Source organism: Halogranum roseipondis, from assembly GCF_059695585.1.
Genome location: NZ_CM185235.1, coordinates 3,375,840 through 3,392,239, shown reverse-complemented (window position 1 = coordinate 3,392,239; position 16,400 = coordinate 3,375,840). Strand labels below are relative to the sequence as shown.

14 protein-coding genes and 3 pseudogenes are annotated in these 16,400 nt (G+C 53.2%); 9 read left to right on the top strand and 8 right to left on the bottom strand.

Annotated features, from left to right (window positions below; translation table 11 throughout):
* Positions 1-25 precede the first annotated feature (25 nt).
* Positions 26-577 (bottom strand): hypothetical protein, encoded by a 552-nt coding sequence (locus EOHIBHHM_RS17680; RefSeq protein WP_497252910.1) that lies wholly within the window; start codon positions 575-577, stop codon positions 26-28.
* A gap of 160 nt (positions 578-737) precedes the next feature.
* Here EOHIBHHM_RS17680 and EOHIBHHM_RS17675 point away from each other — a divergent pair.
* The 4 genes and pseudogenes from EOHIBHHM_RS17675 (at position 738) to EOHIBHHM_RS17660 (ending at position 4,727) form a co-directional block, all read left to right on the top strand.
* Positions 738-1,869 (top strand): annotated as a pseudogene (locus tag EOHIBHHM_RS17675) (IS630 family transposase).
* Between the two features lie 425 nt (positions 1,870-2,294).
* Positions 2,295-2,567: pseudogene (locus tag EOHIBHHM_RS17670) on the top strand (zinc ribbon domain-containing protein); the annotation flags it as partial.
* Positions 2,568-2,588: 21 nt separating this feature from the next.
* Positions 2,589-3,059: a hypothetical protein gene (locus EOHIBHHM_RS17665; protein ID WP_497257063.1), complete on the top strand. Its 471-nt coding sequence runs from the start codon at positions 2,589-2,591 to the stop codon at positions 3,057-3,059.
* Positions 3,060-3,728: 669 nt separating this feature from the next.
* Positions 3,729-4,727: an IS110 family RNA-guided transposase gene (locus tag EOHIBHHM_RS17660; RefSeq protein WP_497250541.1), complete on the top strand. Its 999-nt coding sequence runs from the start codon at positions 3,729-3,731 to the stop codon at positions 4,725-4,727.
* A 431-nt stretch (positions 4,728-5,158) separates the two neighbouring features.
* Here the strand turns inward: EOHIBHHM_RS17660 and EOHIBHHM_RS17655 are convergent, their stop codons facing one another.
* The gene (locus tag EOHIBHHM_RS17655; RefSeq protein ID WP_497252908.1) at positions 5,159-5,434 is read right to left on the bottom strand and encodes a hypothetical protein; all 276 of its coding nucleotides are present in this window, start codon (positions 5,432-5,434) and stop codon (positions 5,159-5,161) included.
* A gap of 689 nt (positions 5,435-6,123) precedes the next feature.
* Between EOHIBHHM_RS17655 and EOHIBHHM_RS17650 the strand changes: the two genes are divergently transcribed.
* Complete coding sequence (locus EOHIBHHM_RS17650; protein WP_497251491.1) at positions 6,124-7,122, top strand: IS110 family RNA-guided transposase; 999 nt, start codon at positions 6,124-6,126, stop codon at positions 7,120-7,122.
* A gap of 282 nt (positions 7,123-7,404) precedes the next feature.
* Here the strand turns inward: EOHIBHHM_RS17650 and EOHIBHHM_RS17645 are convergent, their stop codons facing one another.
* Positions 7,405-7,839, bottom strand: a complete 435-nt coding sequence (locus tag EOHIBHHM_RS17645) for a twin-arginine translocation signal domain-containing protein (protein WP_497252906.1) — start codon at positions 7,837-7,839, stop codon at positions 7,405-7,407.
* 137 nt (positions 7,840-7,976) lie between these two features.
* On the opposite strand from EOHIBHHM_RS17645, the gene EOHIBHHM_RS17640 reads away from it, so the two are divergent.
* Positions 7,977-8,681 carry a tyrosine-type recombinase/integrase gene (locus EOHIBHHM_RS17640; RefSeq protein WP_497252904.1) on the top strand — a complete coding sequence of 235 codons (705 nt, stop codon included), beginning with the start codon at positions 7,977-7,979 and terminating at the stop codon, positions 8,679-8,681.
* Between the two features lie 119 nt (positions 8,682-8,800).
* Complete coding sequence (locus tag EOHIBHHM_RS17635) at positions 8,801-9,106, top strand: hypothetical protein (RefSeq protein WP_497252902.1); 306 nt, start codon at positions 8,801-8,803, stop codon at positions 9,104-9,106.
* Between the two features lie 803 nt (positions 9,107-9,909).
* Here EOHIBHHM_RS17635 and EOHIBHHM_RS17630 read toward each other — a convergent pair.
* The 4 genes and pseudogenes from EOHIBHHM_RS17630 to EOHIBHHM_RS17615 all read right to left on the bottom strand — a co-directional run bounded on the left by EOHIBHHM_RS17630 (position 9,910) and on the right by EOHIBHHM_RS17615 (position 13,298).
* Positions 9,910-10,185 (bottom strand): hypothetical protein, encoded by a 276-nt coding sequence (locus EOHIBHHM_RS17630; RefSeq protein WP_497252900.1) that lies wholly within the window; start codon positions 10,183-10,185, stop codon positions 9,910-9,912.
* 690 nt (positions 10,186-10,875) lie between these two features.
* Positions 10,876-11,370 (bottom strand): annotated as a pseudogene (locus tag EOHIBHHM_RS17625) (IS110 family transposase); the annotation flags it as partial.
* 224 nt (positions 11,371-11,594) lie between these two features.
* Positions 11,595-12,593, bottom strand: a complete 999-nt coding sequence (locus EOHIBHHM_RS17620) for an IS110 family RNA-guided transposase (protein WP_497251491.1) — start codon at positions 12,591-12,593, stop codon at positions 11,595-11,597.
* Positions 12,594-12,938: 345 nt separating this feature from the next.
* Positions 12,939-13,298, bottom strand: coding sequence for a hypothetical protein (locus EOHIBHHM_RS17615; protein ID WP_497252898.1), 360 nt, complete (start codon positions 13,296-13,298; stop codon positions 12,939-12,941).
* 355 nt (positions 13,299-13,653) lie between these two features.
* Between EOHIBHHM_RS17615 and EOHIBHHM_RS17610 the strand changes: the two genes are divergently transcribed.
* Positions 13,654-14,973 (top strand): type I restriction enzyme HsdR N-terminal domain-containing protein, encoded by a 1,320-nt coding sequence (locus EOHIBHHM_RS17610; protein ID WP_497252896.1) that lies wholly within the window; start codon positions 13,654-13,656, stop codon positions 14,971-14,973.
* Between the two features lie 236 nt (positions 14,974-15,209).
* Here EOHIBHHM_RS17610 and EOHIBHHM_RS17605 read toward each other — a convergent pair whose 3' ends face one another.
* Complete coding sequence (locus EOHIBHHM_RS17605; protein WP_497252894.1) at positions 15,210-15,644, bottom strand: ArsR family transcriptional regulator; 435 nt, start codon at positions 15,642-15,644, stop codon at positions 15,210-15,212.
* A gap of 126 nt (positions 15,645-15,770) precedes the next feature.
* Here EOHIBHHM_RS17605 and EOHIBHHM_RS17600 point away from each other — a divergent pair, with 126 nt between their 5' ends.
* Complete coding sequence (locus EOHIBHHM_RS17600; protein WP_497252892.1) at positions 15,771-16,367, top strand: DUF8170 family protein; 597 nt, start codon at positions 15,771-15,773, stop codon at positions 16,365-16,367.
* The last annotated feature ends 33 nt before the right edge of the window (positions 16,368-16,400 follow it).

Below are 16,400 nucleotides of genomic sequence, written 5' to 3'. Positions count from 1 at the left end.
TCGTATTGGAAGGGCCGCAACGAGATTAGAAATTACTGTAAGTGATTGAGGCGACGCCAAACCCTGCGGAAGTGCTCCCTTCTTTCACGATGTCACCGTCTTTCAGGATCTGAACGGTGAGTGTGTCGTCATTGTCGTCTTGTTTCTGTGCGTTGACGCTAATGATGTCTGGTGTTCCCTGGATATCAAATGTCTTTGACTCATCACCCTCGACTGTCCGCGACGAACCGCCCGCCGTAATCGTGCCGGACCACTCACCTTCGTATTCCACGTGATACGAGAATGGTGACTCTTTGCTCTCCGATCCGTCGCCGCCTGTCGCCTCCTCAAACGAGTTCGTGGACGTCTGTGCGACACCAAACGCTGCTGATGTGCTCGCTTCTTTCACGACTTCGCCATTTTTGACGATCTGGACGACAAGCTTCTCGTTGTTGTCCTCCTGCTTCTGGGCGTTCACCCCAAGCATTGAGGTGTCTCCAGAGATATCGATCGTTTTCGACCCTTCGCCTTCAATCGAGCGTGAGGAGTCACCAGTGGAAATCGACCCTGCCCATTGACCCTCATATTCGACGACCATTTGATACGCTGCGTCTCGACTCGACTCGTCACTTGTGGTCTCGCCCGATTCCGATTCAGCAGATTCCGACTCGGTAGACTCCGATTCAGTAGAACTCGACTGAGTGTAGCTTCAAGTTTGTACTCGCTAGTTCATGCTTTCTGAGCGCCTCTCTACCGGAATGAGCAGAAAGAAGCACGTTGTCGAACTCTCTGACGGAGAACGCAGAACGCTCAAGTGGTTCATTTCGACTGGTGAACGCAACGCCGAAGATATCACCCGAGCGCGCATCCTCCTGAAAGCTGACGAGGGGCTCACAGATGTCCAGATCTGTGAGCACCTCGGCTGTTCAATCGGCACTCCCTACAACGCACGTAAAAACTACTGTGAACGAGGGCTCGCGGCGATTCATCGCCGCAAGCCCGACCGCGAGTACGACCTCAAGATGGACGGGAAAGCTGAAGCACACCTCATCAAACTCGCCTGTAGTGAGCCGCCGGAAGGGCTCTCTCGCTGGACACTTCACTTGCTCGCCGACGAACTCGTTACTCTTGACGAGATCGACTTTGAGTCGATCTCTCACGAAACCGTTCGACAGCGCCTAAAAAAACACCCTCAAACCGCATCTCTCCGACTACTGGGCGATTCCACCTGAACAGGACGCTGACTTCGTCTATTACATGGAGGACGTACTCGACCTCTATCACGAACCGTACAACGAGAACCGACCGGTCATCTGCTTCGACGAGTCCAGCAAAGCACTCCGTGGCCATGAGAGCGATCCGCTCCCGGCCCGACCGGGAGCGGTCGCACGTGTTGATCACCGCTACGAACGCAACGGGAAACAGCGGATTCACCTCGCCACAGAACCGTTGACCGGCTGGGTCACCGTCGCGATTACCGAGCGGAGACGCACCGTTGAATGGATCGACCGGATGGTCGAACTCGCAGACGACCACTACCCGGATGCGGACTGCATCCGGGTTGTGGTCGATCAGCTCAACACGCACAACCCTGCCGGCTTCTATCAGTTCTTCCCGCCAGACCAAGCCCAAGCGTACCTTGATCGGTTCGAGTTCCACTACGTCCCCAAGAAAGGCAGTTGGTTGAACATGGCCGAGATCGAGTTAAACGTCCTCAAACGCCAGTGCCTCAACCGTCGCATCTATCACGCAGCGACCCTCCGGTCGGAGGTCGCTGCGTGGCAGCAGCATCGCAACGCAGCTGACCGACTCATCGACTGGCAATTCACGACCGACGACGCCCGGATCAAGCTACGCCGACTCTACCCAGTCGAGTTGGAAGAGAACTAGCGAGACCACGGTTGAAGCTACACTGAGTCGTGGTCGACTCAGTTGTGGTGTCCTGAGCGCTCTCAGCGACTGTAGGTGTGTCAGTCGCACCGGACCCACTTGAGGAGTTGTTTGATGAATCTGTATCCCCAGTACACCCAGCGAGTGCAGCGATAAGTGTGGTCCCGCTCGCTGCCGTGAACGTCCGTCTACTGAACTTCTTGTCAGACATGAACTCTTGTTTAAACCATCAATGCATCAAACTGTCTGTTTGACGTTCAGTTTGTTACCCATTATCACAGATTATTGTCGTTTCCCCTACAGACACTCGATGTCTGTGATTGTAGGGACAACTGCAAGATATTGGCTAACTCCCGATGTCTCATCATGCACGACTAACCGCCGTTGACTGTGACGACCGTACGATATTGGCAGCCGTTGGCTGAATGGATGGATCGCCAACGGTCGCCACTCCATACACGAAACACCCAGGTATTCGCATAACGCTGTCGTGCGTCCTGTCTCTTGACTCTGGACCTACACGGTGTGCAGGGCGAACAACGCGTGTGTGGCTTAATTGGGATAGCTACCACACTGATCAACCAAACTGGATGACCAGTAAACTGATTAGGAACACACGTATTTATGATTGCGTGACATACTGTTCAAATTGCGGAACAGAAGTGAACGAGGGTGCGAAGTTTTGTTCGGACTGTGGAGAGTCGCTTACTCCGGAGTCCATGACCGAATCGGGAACACCCGAGCATGAGGAGGCTGCCACGAGGGCAGAAGACAAGAGCGGCTTTCAGACTGCACGCGGGGTGACTGCTGGGATAATGGGACTCCTTGTGGGTGCTGTCGTTGCTTTCGCGTTCACAAACATCGGGGGGAGTAGCGTACTCTTTTTGATTACTTTCGCTGGGGTCTCGTATTACCTCTATGACCGCAAGCATTCGGCTCGTTCCGCTCTTGGAAGCGGGCTCTATATCCTTGCTCTTTGGATTCTTGCGGCCCCAATTATGTTCTATATCCCTATTATCGGTGGTGCAAACACTGAAACAGCAGCGGGATCTGGCGCGGCGATTGGTGGAGCACTTGGGATCCTTATTTGGGGCTTCGCTGGACTCCTTGTTGCGGTTATCGTCGCTGCTGTCGGTTACTTTGTTAACCGAGGTGCTGCTACCCCAACCGCAACTTCAACGTCGTCTTAAACTGTAACTCCTTTTGTTCTGGTTTGCCTACTGCGGTTAGCGGAAGTCTTCGTACTCTTCGACGTCACACGTTTCCTACCTGCTGAAATCTCTGTGCTGAATAGAGCGCGCAAGTCGGTCAACAGTCAGTTTGTTCCCTCTTTTATAGCGTAGAGAAACGCAGTTACGATACCTGTGTACCGAACAGTCTCTGCGATGAGAGCCTTCGGAAAGGCGTACAGGAAGACCGGTAGCGGAAACCCTTGTACAAATGCTGCTAATGAGAACCCAACAAACAGAATGCCTGCGACGACAACTGCTCGTCGAGACAACCAGATAACGTTAGTTCGTTTCATTTCCTGAAAATCAAATATCAACAGATATAGTGTTTCCTCTATTGGTATGGATTCGCGTATCTCATACAGCGCACAGAACTCTGATTTGACTCTGCTGTACGAACCATCATGCTGACTCGATGGAAATTCTGCTACCCATAGAGCGCGTGAACAAAGTATGGGGCGCAAGAGACCGACCTGAGTTCCGTGCCCGAGAGCACGTCGTGCTGACTGGTCCGAGTGCGCAGGAAGCCGAGACTTGGGCGAGACAGCCCGGATGCCGCCGGAGCGGCATCCGGGAAAGCCCGCATAGGTGAATTTCTGTTCACGCACCGGCGTCCCGGAGGAACAAACCATGTACCTCGGAATCGACTTACACAAGCGGTACGCGCAAGTGGCAGTAATCGATCAAGCTGGTGAGCTTGTCGAAGAGGTTCGCGTCAAAAACGCGAACCTCGACGACCTCGCCCAGCGCTACGCTGGAGCCACAGCAGCGATTGAAGCAACCAGCAATTACTACCACGTCCATGATACTCTCTCAGAGTACTTGGACGTGGTTGTCGCCAACCCTGGCAAACTGAAGCTCATCGCTCACTCAGACAAGAAAACCGACCGCGTTGATGCGAAACAGCTCGCGCGGATGGTACGGCTCAATTCCATCCCCGAGAGTTACGTTCCTACCGATGAGGTTCGGAAAGCCCGCGCACTCGTGCGCGGGCGACAGAAGTTGGTCGAAAATCGAACCAGCTACGCGAACAAAGTTCACGGGTTGCTTTCTGAGCACGGCATCACCGAAGACGTGAAACCGCTGAGTGTGGAGGGACGAGAGTTCCTGCGGGAACTCTCGCTCCCGACACCGTGGGACTCGTTACTGGACTCCTACGTGACGATAATCGAAACGCTCACCGCTGAAATCGAGTCGCTCGAACTGGAGATCGAGGAACGCGCTGGGTCTCTGAAGGAGACCCAGCTGCTGATGACGATTCCTGGTGTCAGCTACTACTCAGCGTTAACGATCTACGCTGAACTTGGCGAGATCGAGCGGTTCGACGAGGATAAACAAGTCGTGAGTTACGTGGGATTGAACCCGGTGATCCGCGAGTCTGGCGACTCGCGGTTCGAGGGTGGCATCTCAAAGCGAGGATCCGGACGGGTACGATGGATCCTCGTCCAGTGTACGTACGTCGCAGTTCACACCTGCAACGACGAGTACTTGCGTCGGTTCTACGACCGCTTGGCGAGTCGCAAGAGTTCCAAGAAAGCAATCGTGGCAACCGCGCGAAAGCTACTGGTGTCGATTTACCACATGCTCGACCGGGAGGAAGTCTACGACCCACCGGGGGTGAGCGCCTGAAAACGGGAATCTGAGGAACGCCGGTCCGGCGTTCCTCAGTGGCCGGATGGAGCCAGTGTGAGCGACAGCTATCGCGGAACTCGTTCCGACCGCCTACCGGTTGTGGAGGTCTCAATCACCACGCAGCCTAGTGGTTTCGCGCCGTTGAAGAGCGAGAGACGTGAGATCGTGCGAACAACTTTATCGCCAGCGGTGGTTAGTTGAGCCAGCAGAATTTCCATAGGTGAACTCACCCTCTAAGTCGTGCACGCTGATTCTAGCAGGGAGGGTACCTGTGGTGTTGGAGAGTACGAGGACCTCTGCTACCCACTATCAGTCGTCGGAGTATCGAGAAGACCGAACGGAGCCAGTGACGCCTTCGATCAGTTCTATGCCTAAGACGATTGCCAACGTCACGGGCACGAGAAAGACGTTCCACGCTTGACGTGAAACTAACGGTTCTCGTTGCTACAGGCCGAACGGCTCAGCGACTCAGAAACAACCCGAACACCGTCACGCACACGTTCAAATTGTATCTCCTCGGGGATATCGCGGCAGGTGATTGGCGTGAGACAGAGCAACTCGCCGTCGTCTGTTTCAACCCACTCAGTGCCGGTCTCCGTGTCCCACAATTGTGGTGTCCACACTCCAGATTCAAACCGTTCCCAGAGATCAACATCCCCATAGTACTCTCCCTTACTGCCGTGATAGATCATCCTTTCATTCATGAAAAACAGCCATTCGTTTTATACATTAGTAATTATCGCTACCCATGAATTTCAGACTGAAATATGAAATCTGAGATGCAGCTGTCTATGCCTCGTCCTATCTAAGGGGGAAATTGAAGAAGTGGTCGAGACCAGATGGCGGTCTGGTAGTGAACGGGCACAGCGGTCGAGTATGGTGCCTGAAACCAATGTTCGAACCACTTCTCTGTGACCGCTGTCATCTCTCCGTTGAGAGGAGTTCTATGAGTGTTTTGTGGTAGCCAACTCGACTGCCTACTCTCGGAGAGTTGGGTCAGCGAAGATCATAACCCATGTCAGGTTGCACCTGGTCGTTGACCTCCGGGGATATGTCGGCGTCGAAGCTATTTGTGAGCGACGGTAATGGTGTTCCTGTTTCCCGACAGACCCTCTGAGTGTTGCACGCGACTTCTGACAGCGTTCGGTGAGGTTTCTGTGGCCGTGCTGACTCGATGGAAATTCTGCTACCCATAGAGCGCGTGAACAAAGTATGGGGCGCAAGAGACCGAGCTGAGTTCCGTGCCCGAGAGCACGTCGTGCTGACTGGTCCGAGTGCGCAGGAAGCCGAGACTTGGGCGAGACAGCCCGGATGCCGCTCGGCGGCATCCGGGAAAGCCCGCATAGGTGAATTTCTGTTCACGCACCGGCGTCCCATCCCGGAGGAACAAACCATGTACCTCGGAATCGACTTACACAAGCGGTACGCGCAAGTGGCAGTAATCGATCAGGCTGGTGAGCTTGTCGAAGAGGTTCGCGTCAAAAACGCGAACCTCGACGACCTCGCCCAGCGCTACGCTGGAGCCACAGCAGCGATCGAGGCAACCAGCAATTACTACCACGTCCATGATACTCTTTCAGAGTACTTGGACGTGGTTGTCGCCAACCCTGGCAAACTGAAGCTCATCGCTCACTCAGACAAGAAAACCGACCGCGTTGATGCGAAACAGCTCGCGCGGATGGTTCGGCTCAACTCCATCCCCGAGAGTTACGTCCCTACCGATGAGGTTCGGAAAGCCCGCGCACTCGTGCGCGGGCGACAGAAGTTGGTCGAAAACCGAACCAGCTACGCGAACAAAGTTCACGGGTTGCTTTCTGAGCACGGCATCACTGAAGACGTGAAACCGCTGAGTGTAGAGGGGCGAGAGTTCCTGCGGGAACTCTCGCTCCCGGCACCGTGGAACTCGTTGTTAGACTCCTACGCGACGATAATCGAGACGCTCACCGCTGAAATCGAGTCGCTCGAAATGGAGATCGAGGAACGCGCTGGGTCTCTGAAGGAGACCCAGCTGCTGATGACGATTCCTGGTGTCAGCTACTACTCAGCGTTGACGATCTACGCTGAACTCGGCGAGATCGAGCGGTTCGACGAGGACAAACAAGTCGTGAGTTACGTGGGATTGAACCCGGTGATCCGCGAGTCTGGCGACTCGCGGTTCGAGGGTGGCATCTCGAAACGAGGATCAGGACGGGTACGATGGATCCTCGTCCAGTGTACGTACGTCGCAGTTCACACCTGTAACGACGAGTACTTGCGTCGGTTCTACGACCGCTTGGCAAGTCGCAAGAGTTCCAAGAAAGCAATCGTGGCAACCGCGCGGAAGCTACTGGTATCGATTTACCACATGCTTGACCGGGAGGAAGTCTACGACCCACCGGGGGTGAGCGCCTGAGAAAGGGAACCTGAGGGACGCCGGACCGGCGTCCCTCAGTGGCCGGGTGGAGCCAGCGTGAGCGACAGCTATAGCGGAACTCGTTCCGACCGCCTACCGGTTGTGGAGGTCTCAATCACCACGCAGCCTAGTGGTTTCGCGCCGTTGAAGAGCGAGAGACGTGAGATCGTGCGAACAACTTTATCGCCAGCGGTGGTTAGTTGAGCCAGCAGAATTTCCATAGGTGAACTCAGCGCGCAAGTGTAGCACAGCGAGATTATAGCTCGCAATTAGATACCATCTCTATGATCGTTCGTGTCTCATCCCTTCGGACGTCATCACAATGGTATGCTGCTCGGCCAACTTGCCCTCTTCTGTAATTTCAACCTCTGTTCCCATTGCACCCCGGTTTTCCAACCAGACATCAAACCGATACTGCCCTGGCTTGTCAACGAATATGTCTGGCTGTAGTTGTTCACCGGGCGCTATTCGATAGAGAGCTTGGAAGAGGACATCTGCATCCCATTCTGGAGGAGATGACCCCGACTCTAGTTTGATTTGTGGATCATATGTTCCGATCGTGATTGAGACAGTTCGTTGTTTGTTGGGTTCGCTATCGCCCTCGAATTCAATGACGAGACCACCAGATGGCTGAAGCGCATTGATGCTACTACAGCCAGCCAGAAACGAGACGCCGCCAACGGCTCCGAGATGTTTCAGGACTTGCCTTCGGTTCATGATGGCTGGAGAGATTGGTGCGTGACATATAGCTTCTCTGTAAGGTCGCTTTCTGATAGATAGACTCTCTGTATGTTGCACGCCCTTTCTCCCTGCTTACAGACATATTCTCGGAATTCGGGACCTACCGAACAGTGATGGCACAGTACAATTCCGAGAGGAACGGATGGGCGAAGCGGCATCGAAAAGCACTGACGACTCGACACACCCACGAAGACGTGCTGACCGACCGTGAGTTCGAGTTACTGTTAGAAGCGTGCTCCGAACTGCCCAGCCCTCGAGCATTCCAAGCACGGTTCATCTGTCTCATCGCCGGTCGACTCGGATTGAGGGCCGGAGAAATTGCCCACTTCGAGAAGACTTGGCTTGACTGGGATCGAATGCTCATTCGAATCCCACAGTACGAGCCGTGTACCTGTGGGTACTGCCGTCGACAGTCGATTCAAGAAGCTACGTGCAATGACGAGCTCACCGAAGAAGAGGCGTTGGAAGTTCGCTGGCATCCGAAGACCGTCGCCTCTGCAAGAGCGATACCGTTTGACCTGTCTCTTCGTCTTGAACTCTGTGTTGAACGATTCGCGAACCGGTATGATTCATTCCCTCACTCACGCTCGACAATCAATAGGCGCGTTCAAGAAGCAGCGAACCAGGCCGATCTCGACGGTCGCGTGTATCCACACTGTCTGAGGGCAACCGCTGCCAGTTATCATGCCTACAAGGGAGTTGCACCGGTCCCACTCCAAGCACTGATGGGATGGAGCGACCTCGCCACCGCTCAAAAATACATCCGGATTTCAGGAACAGCTACCGCTGATGCCCTCCGGCAGGTACACCATCGGTAGCTGCTGGGTTCAACACGCTTGTAGAAACCTTACCGAACACTGTCAGATGCGGCGTGCAACATACAGAGGGTGTATCTTGCAGCCAATGAGTTAATTGCTACCGCAAATATGTGTCAATCATGGCAGAGAATAATGACTCCCTGCTCCCCCGTCGTTCCTCGCTGGTTAGTTTCATTCCTGTGGTTTTGCTCATCCTTCTCGTTTCGTTCTTCATGAACACGTCCTATTCTCCAAATCTTGGATATCAGTTGATTTTTGGCTCCTTCGCGGTAGGTGTCGTATCCGTTTTGCTATCACCGATTCCGTATATACTCCGAGAGAACTCGAAATTGAGCACTTCTTTGTTCTTCCTTGGCAGTTCGCTCACTGCAGGAGCGGTGTTACTCTACCTTGTCTTCGGCTGTGTTTTCGGATGCCCAGGGTGAAGCACTCTTGACCGACTTGCGCTGTGAGTTCAGCACGGTCGCAGAAACCTCACCGAACGCTGTCAGAATCGGCGTGCTGAATATAGAGGGTGAGTTTAGCAAGTAGTGTTGAAGGTATCATCAGACGAGTCAGGAACTACAACATTCGGAAAAGCACTCTACAACCGGTCAAATAATAATCCAACACCGTAGGTTATTGCCCCTCCCGCAACTGCGACAGTCGCTGCAGCGGGAATTGCCTCAATAACCAATCCAACCAGCCCACTAGCAGCCACAGGACAGTACAGACTAGTAGACTCTTTCACACCTCCGACTGCGAGTGTTGCAGAACAAGTTGACATGAAGTGAGGATACGCGACTGAGAAGATGAGAACCATATTGACCAGCCATCCACGGTTCATGTGCGAATGGAGAATTCCCAAGAGTACACTAACTATCAGCAACGTATGTACTTGCAGGTCTTCTGAGAATGGAGGTACTGATAAGAGGACATCTGTCGCCATAAGCAGAAACAAAGCTCCTGCAGCTCCGACGTGAAGCATTGAAATCCGATAGTTCCGACCGAGGGCATTATTCGTATTTCTTACTGACACACTTTCATGATACTATGAAGGGTGGTATATGTCTTCTGTCCGATTTACTCCGTCGAAAATCATCTAGAAAAAGGGGTGAGAGTTTATTGTTCTGACGCCGGTCTTCAGTGACCGACTTGCGCTCTAAGTTCAGCACGACCACAGAAACCTCACCGAATGCTGTCAGAAGTCGCGTGCTGAATATAGAGGGTGAATCTTGTACTGTGGATATTAGACTACAGTCAACACCACACCACCAGTAAAGCCTGCTAAAGCAACCACAGCAAGTGCGATAGAAGCTAACTGACCAGATGAGTTCGCCTCAGCATCGAAGCCTCGCCACCCCGAGAGAATACCGATACCAACCAGAATGGCAGCAAAACTCCCAATCAACCCGGCGACCGATGATAGAGACGGATCACTCAGTACAGATTGGCTAAATGACTGGCTCGCAAGCAGAAACCCAGTAACCAGTGGTGCGATACCGATTGCTTTCTTGGAGGACATAATCGAAATTCGGATTCGGTGACAATAGTTCTGGTGGGTGCACTGGAAGATTGAACCAGATTTGCTGCATATGCGCTCTCTATTCAGCACGCTCGCAGAAACCTCACCGAACGCTGTCAGAAGTGGCGTGCAACATACAGAGGGTGTGTGCAGCGCTGGAACCGTGACTATCGAATGAAATTAAATTAGTCCGAGCTTCGGCTCATAATCAAACCAGCAAGAAGGTAAGACGGAGGAATTAGTACCCCAAAGTATGCGACAATCCCTACAATTGTCTCCACTGGCCCAGTAAGGCCAGTATCTTGTGTCAAAACGAGAACGCTGACCAGAAACAGCGTAAGACCGCTGAATACCTCGTTCATGTCCATGAGAAGAATCTCAAAGCCCTTCTATTTCAGTTGACAGGTTTTCGCCCCAGATAAAACCAGACACAAATCTCCTCTGCAACACTTGCGCTGTGAGTTCACCTATGGAAATTCTGCTGGCTCAACTAACCACCGCTGGCGATAAAGTTGTTCGCACGATCTCACGTCTCTCGCTCTTCAACGGCGCGAAACCACTAGGCTGCGTGGTGATTGAGACCTCCACAACCGGTAGGCGGTCGGAACGAGTTCCGCTATAGCTGTCGCTCACGCTGGCTCCACCCGGCCACTGAGGGACGCCGGTCCGGCGTCCCTCAGGTTCCCTTTCTCAGGCGCTCACCCCCGGTGGGTCGTAGACTTCCTCCCGGTCAAGCATGTGGTAAATCGATACCAGTAGCTTCCGCGCGGTTGCCACGATTGCTTTCTTGGAACTCTTGCGACTTGCCAAGCGGTCGTAGAACCGACGCAAGTACTCGTCGTTACAGGTGTGAACTGCGACGTACGTACACTGGACGAGGATCCATCGTACCCGTCCTGATCCTCGTTTCGAGATGCCACCCTCGAACCGCGAGTCGCCAGACTCGCGGATCACCGGGTTCAATCCCACGTAACTCACGACTTGTTTGTCCTCGTCGAACCGCTCGATCTCGCCGAGTTCAGCGTAGATCGTCAACGCTGAGTAGTAGCTGACACCAGGAATCGTCATCAGCAGCTGGGTCTCCTTCAGAGACCCAGCGCGTTCCTCGATCTCCATTTCGAGCGACTCGATTTCAGCGGTGAGCGTCTCGATTATCGTCGCGTAGGAGTCTAACAACGAGTTCCACCTATGGAAATTCTGCTGGCTCAACTAACCACCGCTGGCGATAAAGTTGTTCGCACGATCTCACGTCTCTCGCTCTTCAACGGCGCGAAACCACTAGGCTGCGTGGTGATTGAGACCTCCACAACCGGTAGGCGGTCGGAACGAGTTCCGCTATAGCTGTCGCTCACGCTGGCTCCACCCGGCCACTGAGGGACGCCGGTCCGGCGTCCCTCAGGTTCCCTTTCTCAGGCGCTCACCCCCGGTGGGTCGTAGACTTCCTCCCGGTCAAGCATGTGGTAAATCGATACCAGTAGCTTCCGCGCGGTTGCCACGATTGCTTTCTTGGAACTCTTGCGACTTGCCAAGCGGTCGTAGAACCGACGCAAGTACTCGTCGTTACAGGTGTGAACTGCGACGTACGTACACTGGACGAGGATCCATCGTACCCGTCCTGATCCTCGTTTCGAGATGCCACCCTCGAACCGCGAGTCGCCAGACTCGCGGATCACCGGGTTCAATCCCACGTAACTCACGACTTGTTTGTCCTCGTCGAACCGCTCGATCTCGCCGAGTTCAGCGTAGATCGTCAACGCTGAGTAGTAGCTGACACCAGGAATCGTCATCAGCAGCTGGGTCTCCTTCAGAGACCCAGCGCGTTCCTCGATCTCCATTTCGAGCGACTCGATTTCAGCGGTGAGCGTCTCGATTATCGTCGCGTAGGAGTCTAACAACGAGTTCCACGGTGCCGGGAGCGAGAGTTCCCGCAGGAACTCTCGCCCCTCTACACTCAGCGGTTTCACGTCTTCAGTGATGCCGTGCTCAGAAAGCAACCCGTGAACTTTGTTCGCGTAGCTGGTTCGGTTTTCGACCAACTTCTGTCGCCCGCGCACGAGTGCGCGGGCTTTCCGAACCTCATCGGTAGGGACGTAACTCTCGGGGATGGAGTTGAGCCGAACCATCCGCGCGAGCTGTTTCGCATCAACGCGGTCGGTTTTCTTGTCTGAGTGAGCGATGAGCTTCAGTTTGCCAGGGTTGGCGACAACCACGTCCAAGTACTCTGAAAGAGTATCATGGACGTGGTAGTAATTGCTGGTTGCCTCGATCGCTGCTGTGGCTCCAGCGTAGCGCTGGGCGAGGTCGTCGAGGTTCGCGTTTTTGACGCGAACCTCTTCGACAAGCTCACCAGCCTGATCGATTACTGCCACTTGCGCGTACCGCTTGTGTAAGTCGATTCCGAGGTACATGGTTTGTTCCTCCGGGATGGGACGCCGGTGCGTGAACAGAAATTCACCTATGCGGGCTTTCCCGGATGCCGCCGAGCGGCATCCGGGCTGTCTCGCCCAAGTCTCGGCTTCCTGCGCACTCGGACCAGTCAGCACGACGTGCTCTCGGGCACGGAACTCAGCTCGGTCTCTTGCGCCCCATACTTTGTTCACGCGCTCTATGGGTAGCAGAATTTCCATCGAGTCAGCACGGTCGCAGAAACCTCCCCGAACGCTGTCAGAAATCGCGTGCAACACTCAGGGGCTGTATCGATCACACCATTTCGTGTGACTAGCTACTGCTCTAATAGGGTTGAGAAAATCCGACTAACAAGTGTTGTTACTGAGATAGATATAATCAGGAGAGACAGAAATATCTAATTCTTGCTCGTTGCATCCTTGCATTTTCAATGTATGATGCTGGGTTTTGTTTCCAGCAGAAACAGTAAATTCGTACTGGCCCGCTGGGAGTTTATCAGGGTCTTCATAGAATTCATGTTCTTCCAGCTGATATTCTCTCCGTATCTCGTCTCCCCCATTTATACGCCTTCCCACTACCACCACATTCAATGGACCACCAGTAGCATTCGACAGCTGGATTTGAATGGTTCCTCTGCGAAGCGTACACCCCGTGAGAGGTACGGTCCCGAGTAGTCCAAGAGATGAGAGGAGGGCACGACGTTTCATACTTGTTACTATTAGCTGAGCGACAAAATGGTTTCTGTGAGCGAATCTGTCTTGACCGACTCGCGCTGTGAGTTCAGCACGGTCACAGAAACTTCACCGAGCACTGTCAGAAATGGCGTGCAACACTCAAAGGGTATATCCACCAACTGGAGCTCTGGAAAGCAAGGTATTTCAGAGAAGGATCAGCTTCAACGAGCTGTCTCACCTGACAGTATTATGGACTGCATCACTTTCGTTAACCTGCGCGCTACTATTGACGGCGTCCTCAGCTTGCTCTGTCGCCGATGTAAGTTGTTCACAGCTCAGGAGTCAGACCTCCGCAACCTTTTCATAAGTCATATAGAGTTATTGAAACATGGCACAGGCGCAAAATCGGGAGCTCACGAATCGATTCCTCGAGTTCTATAACAAGTACTACCAAGCTGAAATCACCGAGTTGGCGCAAAAGTATCCGACTGAACAGCGGTCGCTCTACATCGACTATAAATACCTCGATGAGTTCGATTCCGATCTCTCACACGACTATCTAAATCACCCGTACCAGTTGCGTGAGTACGCTGAGGAGGCACTTCGTCTGTCGGACATTCCAAATGACGCTAAATTAGGAATGGCCCATGTTCGCCTATTCAACCCTCCAGAAGTCCGGGACGTCACTGATGTGCGAGTTCAGGACGACCTTATCGGGAAGTTTGTTAGTATCTCGGGCTACGTTGAGAAAGCGACTGATGTTGACCTAAGGATGACCGAGGCGGCCTTCGAGTGTCAGCGCTGTGGAACCATGACGTACATCCCTCAAAGTGGGAGCGACTTTCAGGAGCCGCATGAGTGCCAAGGTTGCGAACGACAAGGACCATTTCGAGTCAACTCTGATCAATCCGAGTTCATCGATGCACAGACGCTTACACTCTCTCCACTCCCCGAGTCTGATTCCTCATCCAGCGATAAAACGATTGTAGAGCTTGAAGACGATCTCACAGGTAACGTTGACACCGGCGACCGAGTCTGTATCAACGGAATCCTCCACGTCAAACAGCGCCCTGGAAAGTCGAGTTTCGATACCTACCTCAGTGGTGTGTCTATGGCTCGCCTTGATGGAGTACAAGCGGAGTTCTGGGATGAAAAATATCTTGACGACCCCCACAGTGAGATCATTGACGGAGAAGATCTCGAGGCGTTCGCAAGTCGTTCAAGGGCTATTCTCACGACTCAAACCCTTGATGAGTTTGGGACACAGTCTAAGATTATCTCTCCGTTCATCCATCTGTTAGGCTGGAATGTGTATCATCCAGAGGTGATGCTTGAATACTCATCAAACTCGCTCAGTTCTGGTGACCGAGCTGATTATGCGCTGTTGGATGAGGAATCAAACCCGTCGATTATCGTCGAGGCGAAACAGGAAGGAGAATCCCTCGACCGGCACATAGGCCAACTGAAACGGTATATGCGAATATTCGGTGCCGAGTTAGGAATACTATCGAACGGTGAGCGATTTCTGTTCCTGTGTAGTGATCCAAACTCAGATTCCCCTCAAGAGTTGACTGTGCTTGATTGTGGTCTGCCGAATCTCGCTGCGCACACTGATATTCTAGAGGCGTATACTCGCAACAAACGGTCAAACGAAGACACCCGTAAGTCCCTCTTTGAATCAGCCGAGGACAGCACTAGTCCGAAGTAAGAACTTGATACGCTTGCCGCAAACGACTGCTGACTTCGTCATTGAGGTCGCGACTCACACGCTTGGAATCTATGGAAGTTTCAACATCATGGCCTTGTTCAGTCAGCCTAGCACTACCGAGTAGTTGGCCGACTTGCACGCAGAGTTCAGCACTTGAGAGAGGGACCTGATAAATAACTCGGGCCCGGAACTACCGGTGGCACTGAAGCAAATTCAATGGGGAGTAATGTTCCGGATTAGTTGTCCGGTCGAGGCATGGATTCAACCTCTTCGATTCGACTGGTCTTCTCGACAGCAGCGTATTGACGCCTCCACGCCTCTTCCGGGAACAACCCGTTCTGATCGAACAATTCCCGCGCTTCCGGGGTGATCTCGAAGAATTGGTACGGGAAGTCTCGAACCCGATCCCCTGCCCCAAGTTCACGAACCCTGACTACGCCAACCTCCGCTAACGTTTTCAGGTGGCGTCGAATCGAGTCCTCGCTTAGTGGAGGATTCATGTAATCCAGTTCCTCGACAGTAGGTGCTCCTTTCGGATGCCCCACGATGTCGGCAATGATGTCTGCACGCTTCTTGTCGACGACTCGCTGGAGGGCACGCCATGTATCGAAGTTAGTCTCCTTCCTGTTCGCACCGCGTTCATCCCCGGCCACCTCCGTTTGCGGTCTCATATCTCCGTCTTTGGTCTCCGACAGCATAAACACTTGCATCTAACTGAGTCTAAAGCGCAACTAGTACTGGAACTAATCAGACGCCAAACCAAGAGTTGATAAGTCAAACGATAGTACAACCAATTAATGAATAATGAGGAAACGGACTCCGGAACCAGAGAAGTTGAGGACGACATTCCGACGGAATCCGAGATTCTGAGTGGAATCGAGGATATCAGTCTCTCGCCAACCGAACACCAGCGCGTCAAGGACCTGGTAAACGGTGAGGAGATGCGCCGTATCAAGGGTCACGACCGCCGCTACCTAATCGTCGGTGCTGGTGGAGAGACCGGTGCTGCAACACGACGGATGGAAGTATACAATCTCCTTGATGAACGAGAGGATGCAGTCGCAACTCGATTAGAGGATTTTGGACTGACACACGAAGATATTGAGCTGTGGACTCGTGTATTCGACATATTGTGCGGGCGAGCAACGCACATCGTCGCTGTATTGGAGGATTTTGACGGAGGATACGTATGGGAACTTGGGTTGCTGTTCGCACCGTCGTACCGGGAGAAAGTCTGGGTTCTGAAGCGCCGGTACAGTGATGAGGATATGGAACGTGAGCAGTTCAACAACGGAATGGCTGCCTCCCATACCAAGATGCTGCTAACTGGTGGACGATGCCTCGAATGGCGTAATGAGGAAGAGCTTCGGAACGAAATCGAATCGTTACCGTAGCGGTACTATCTTCGTCCGTGTCTGAAGTTGGAT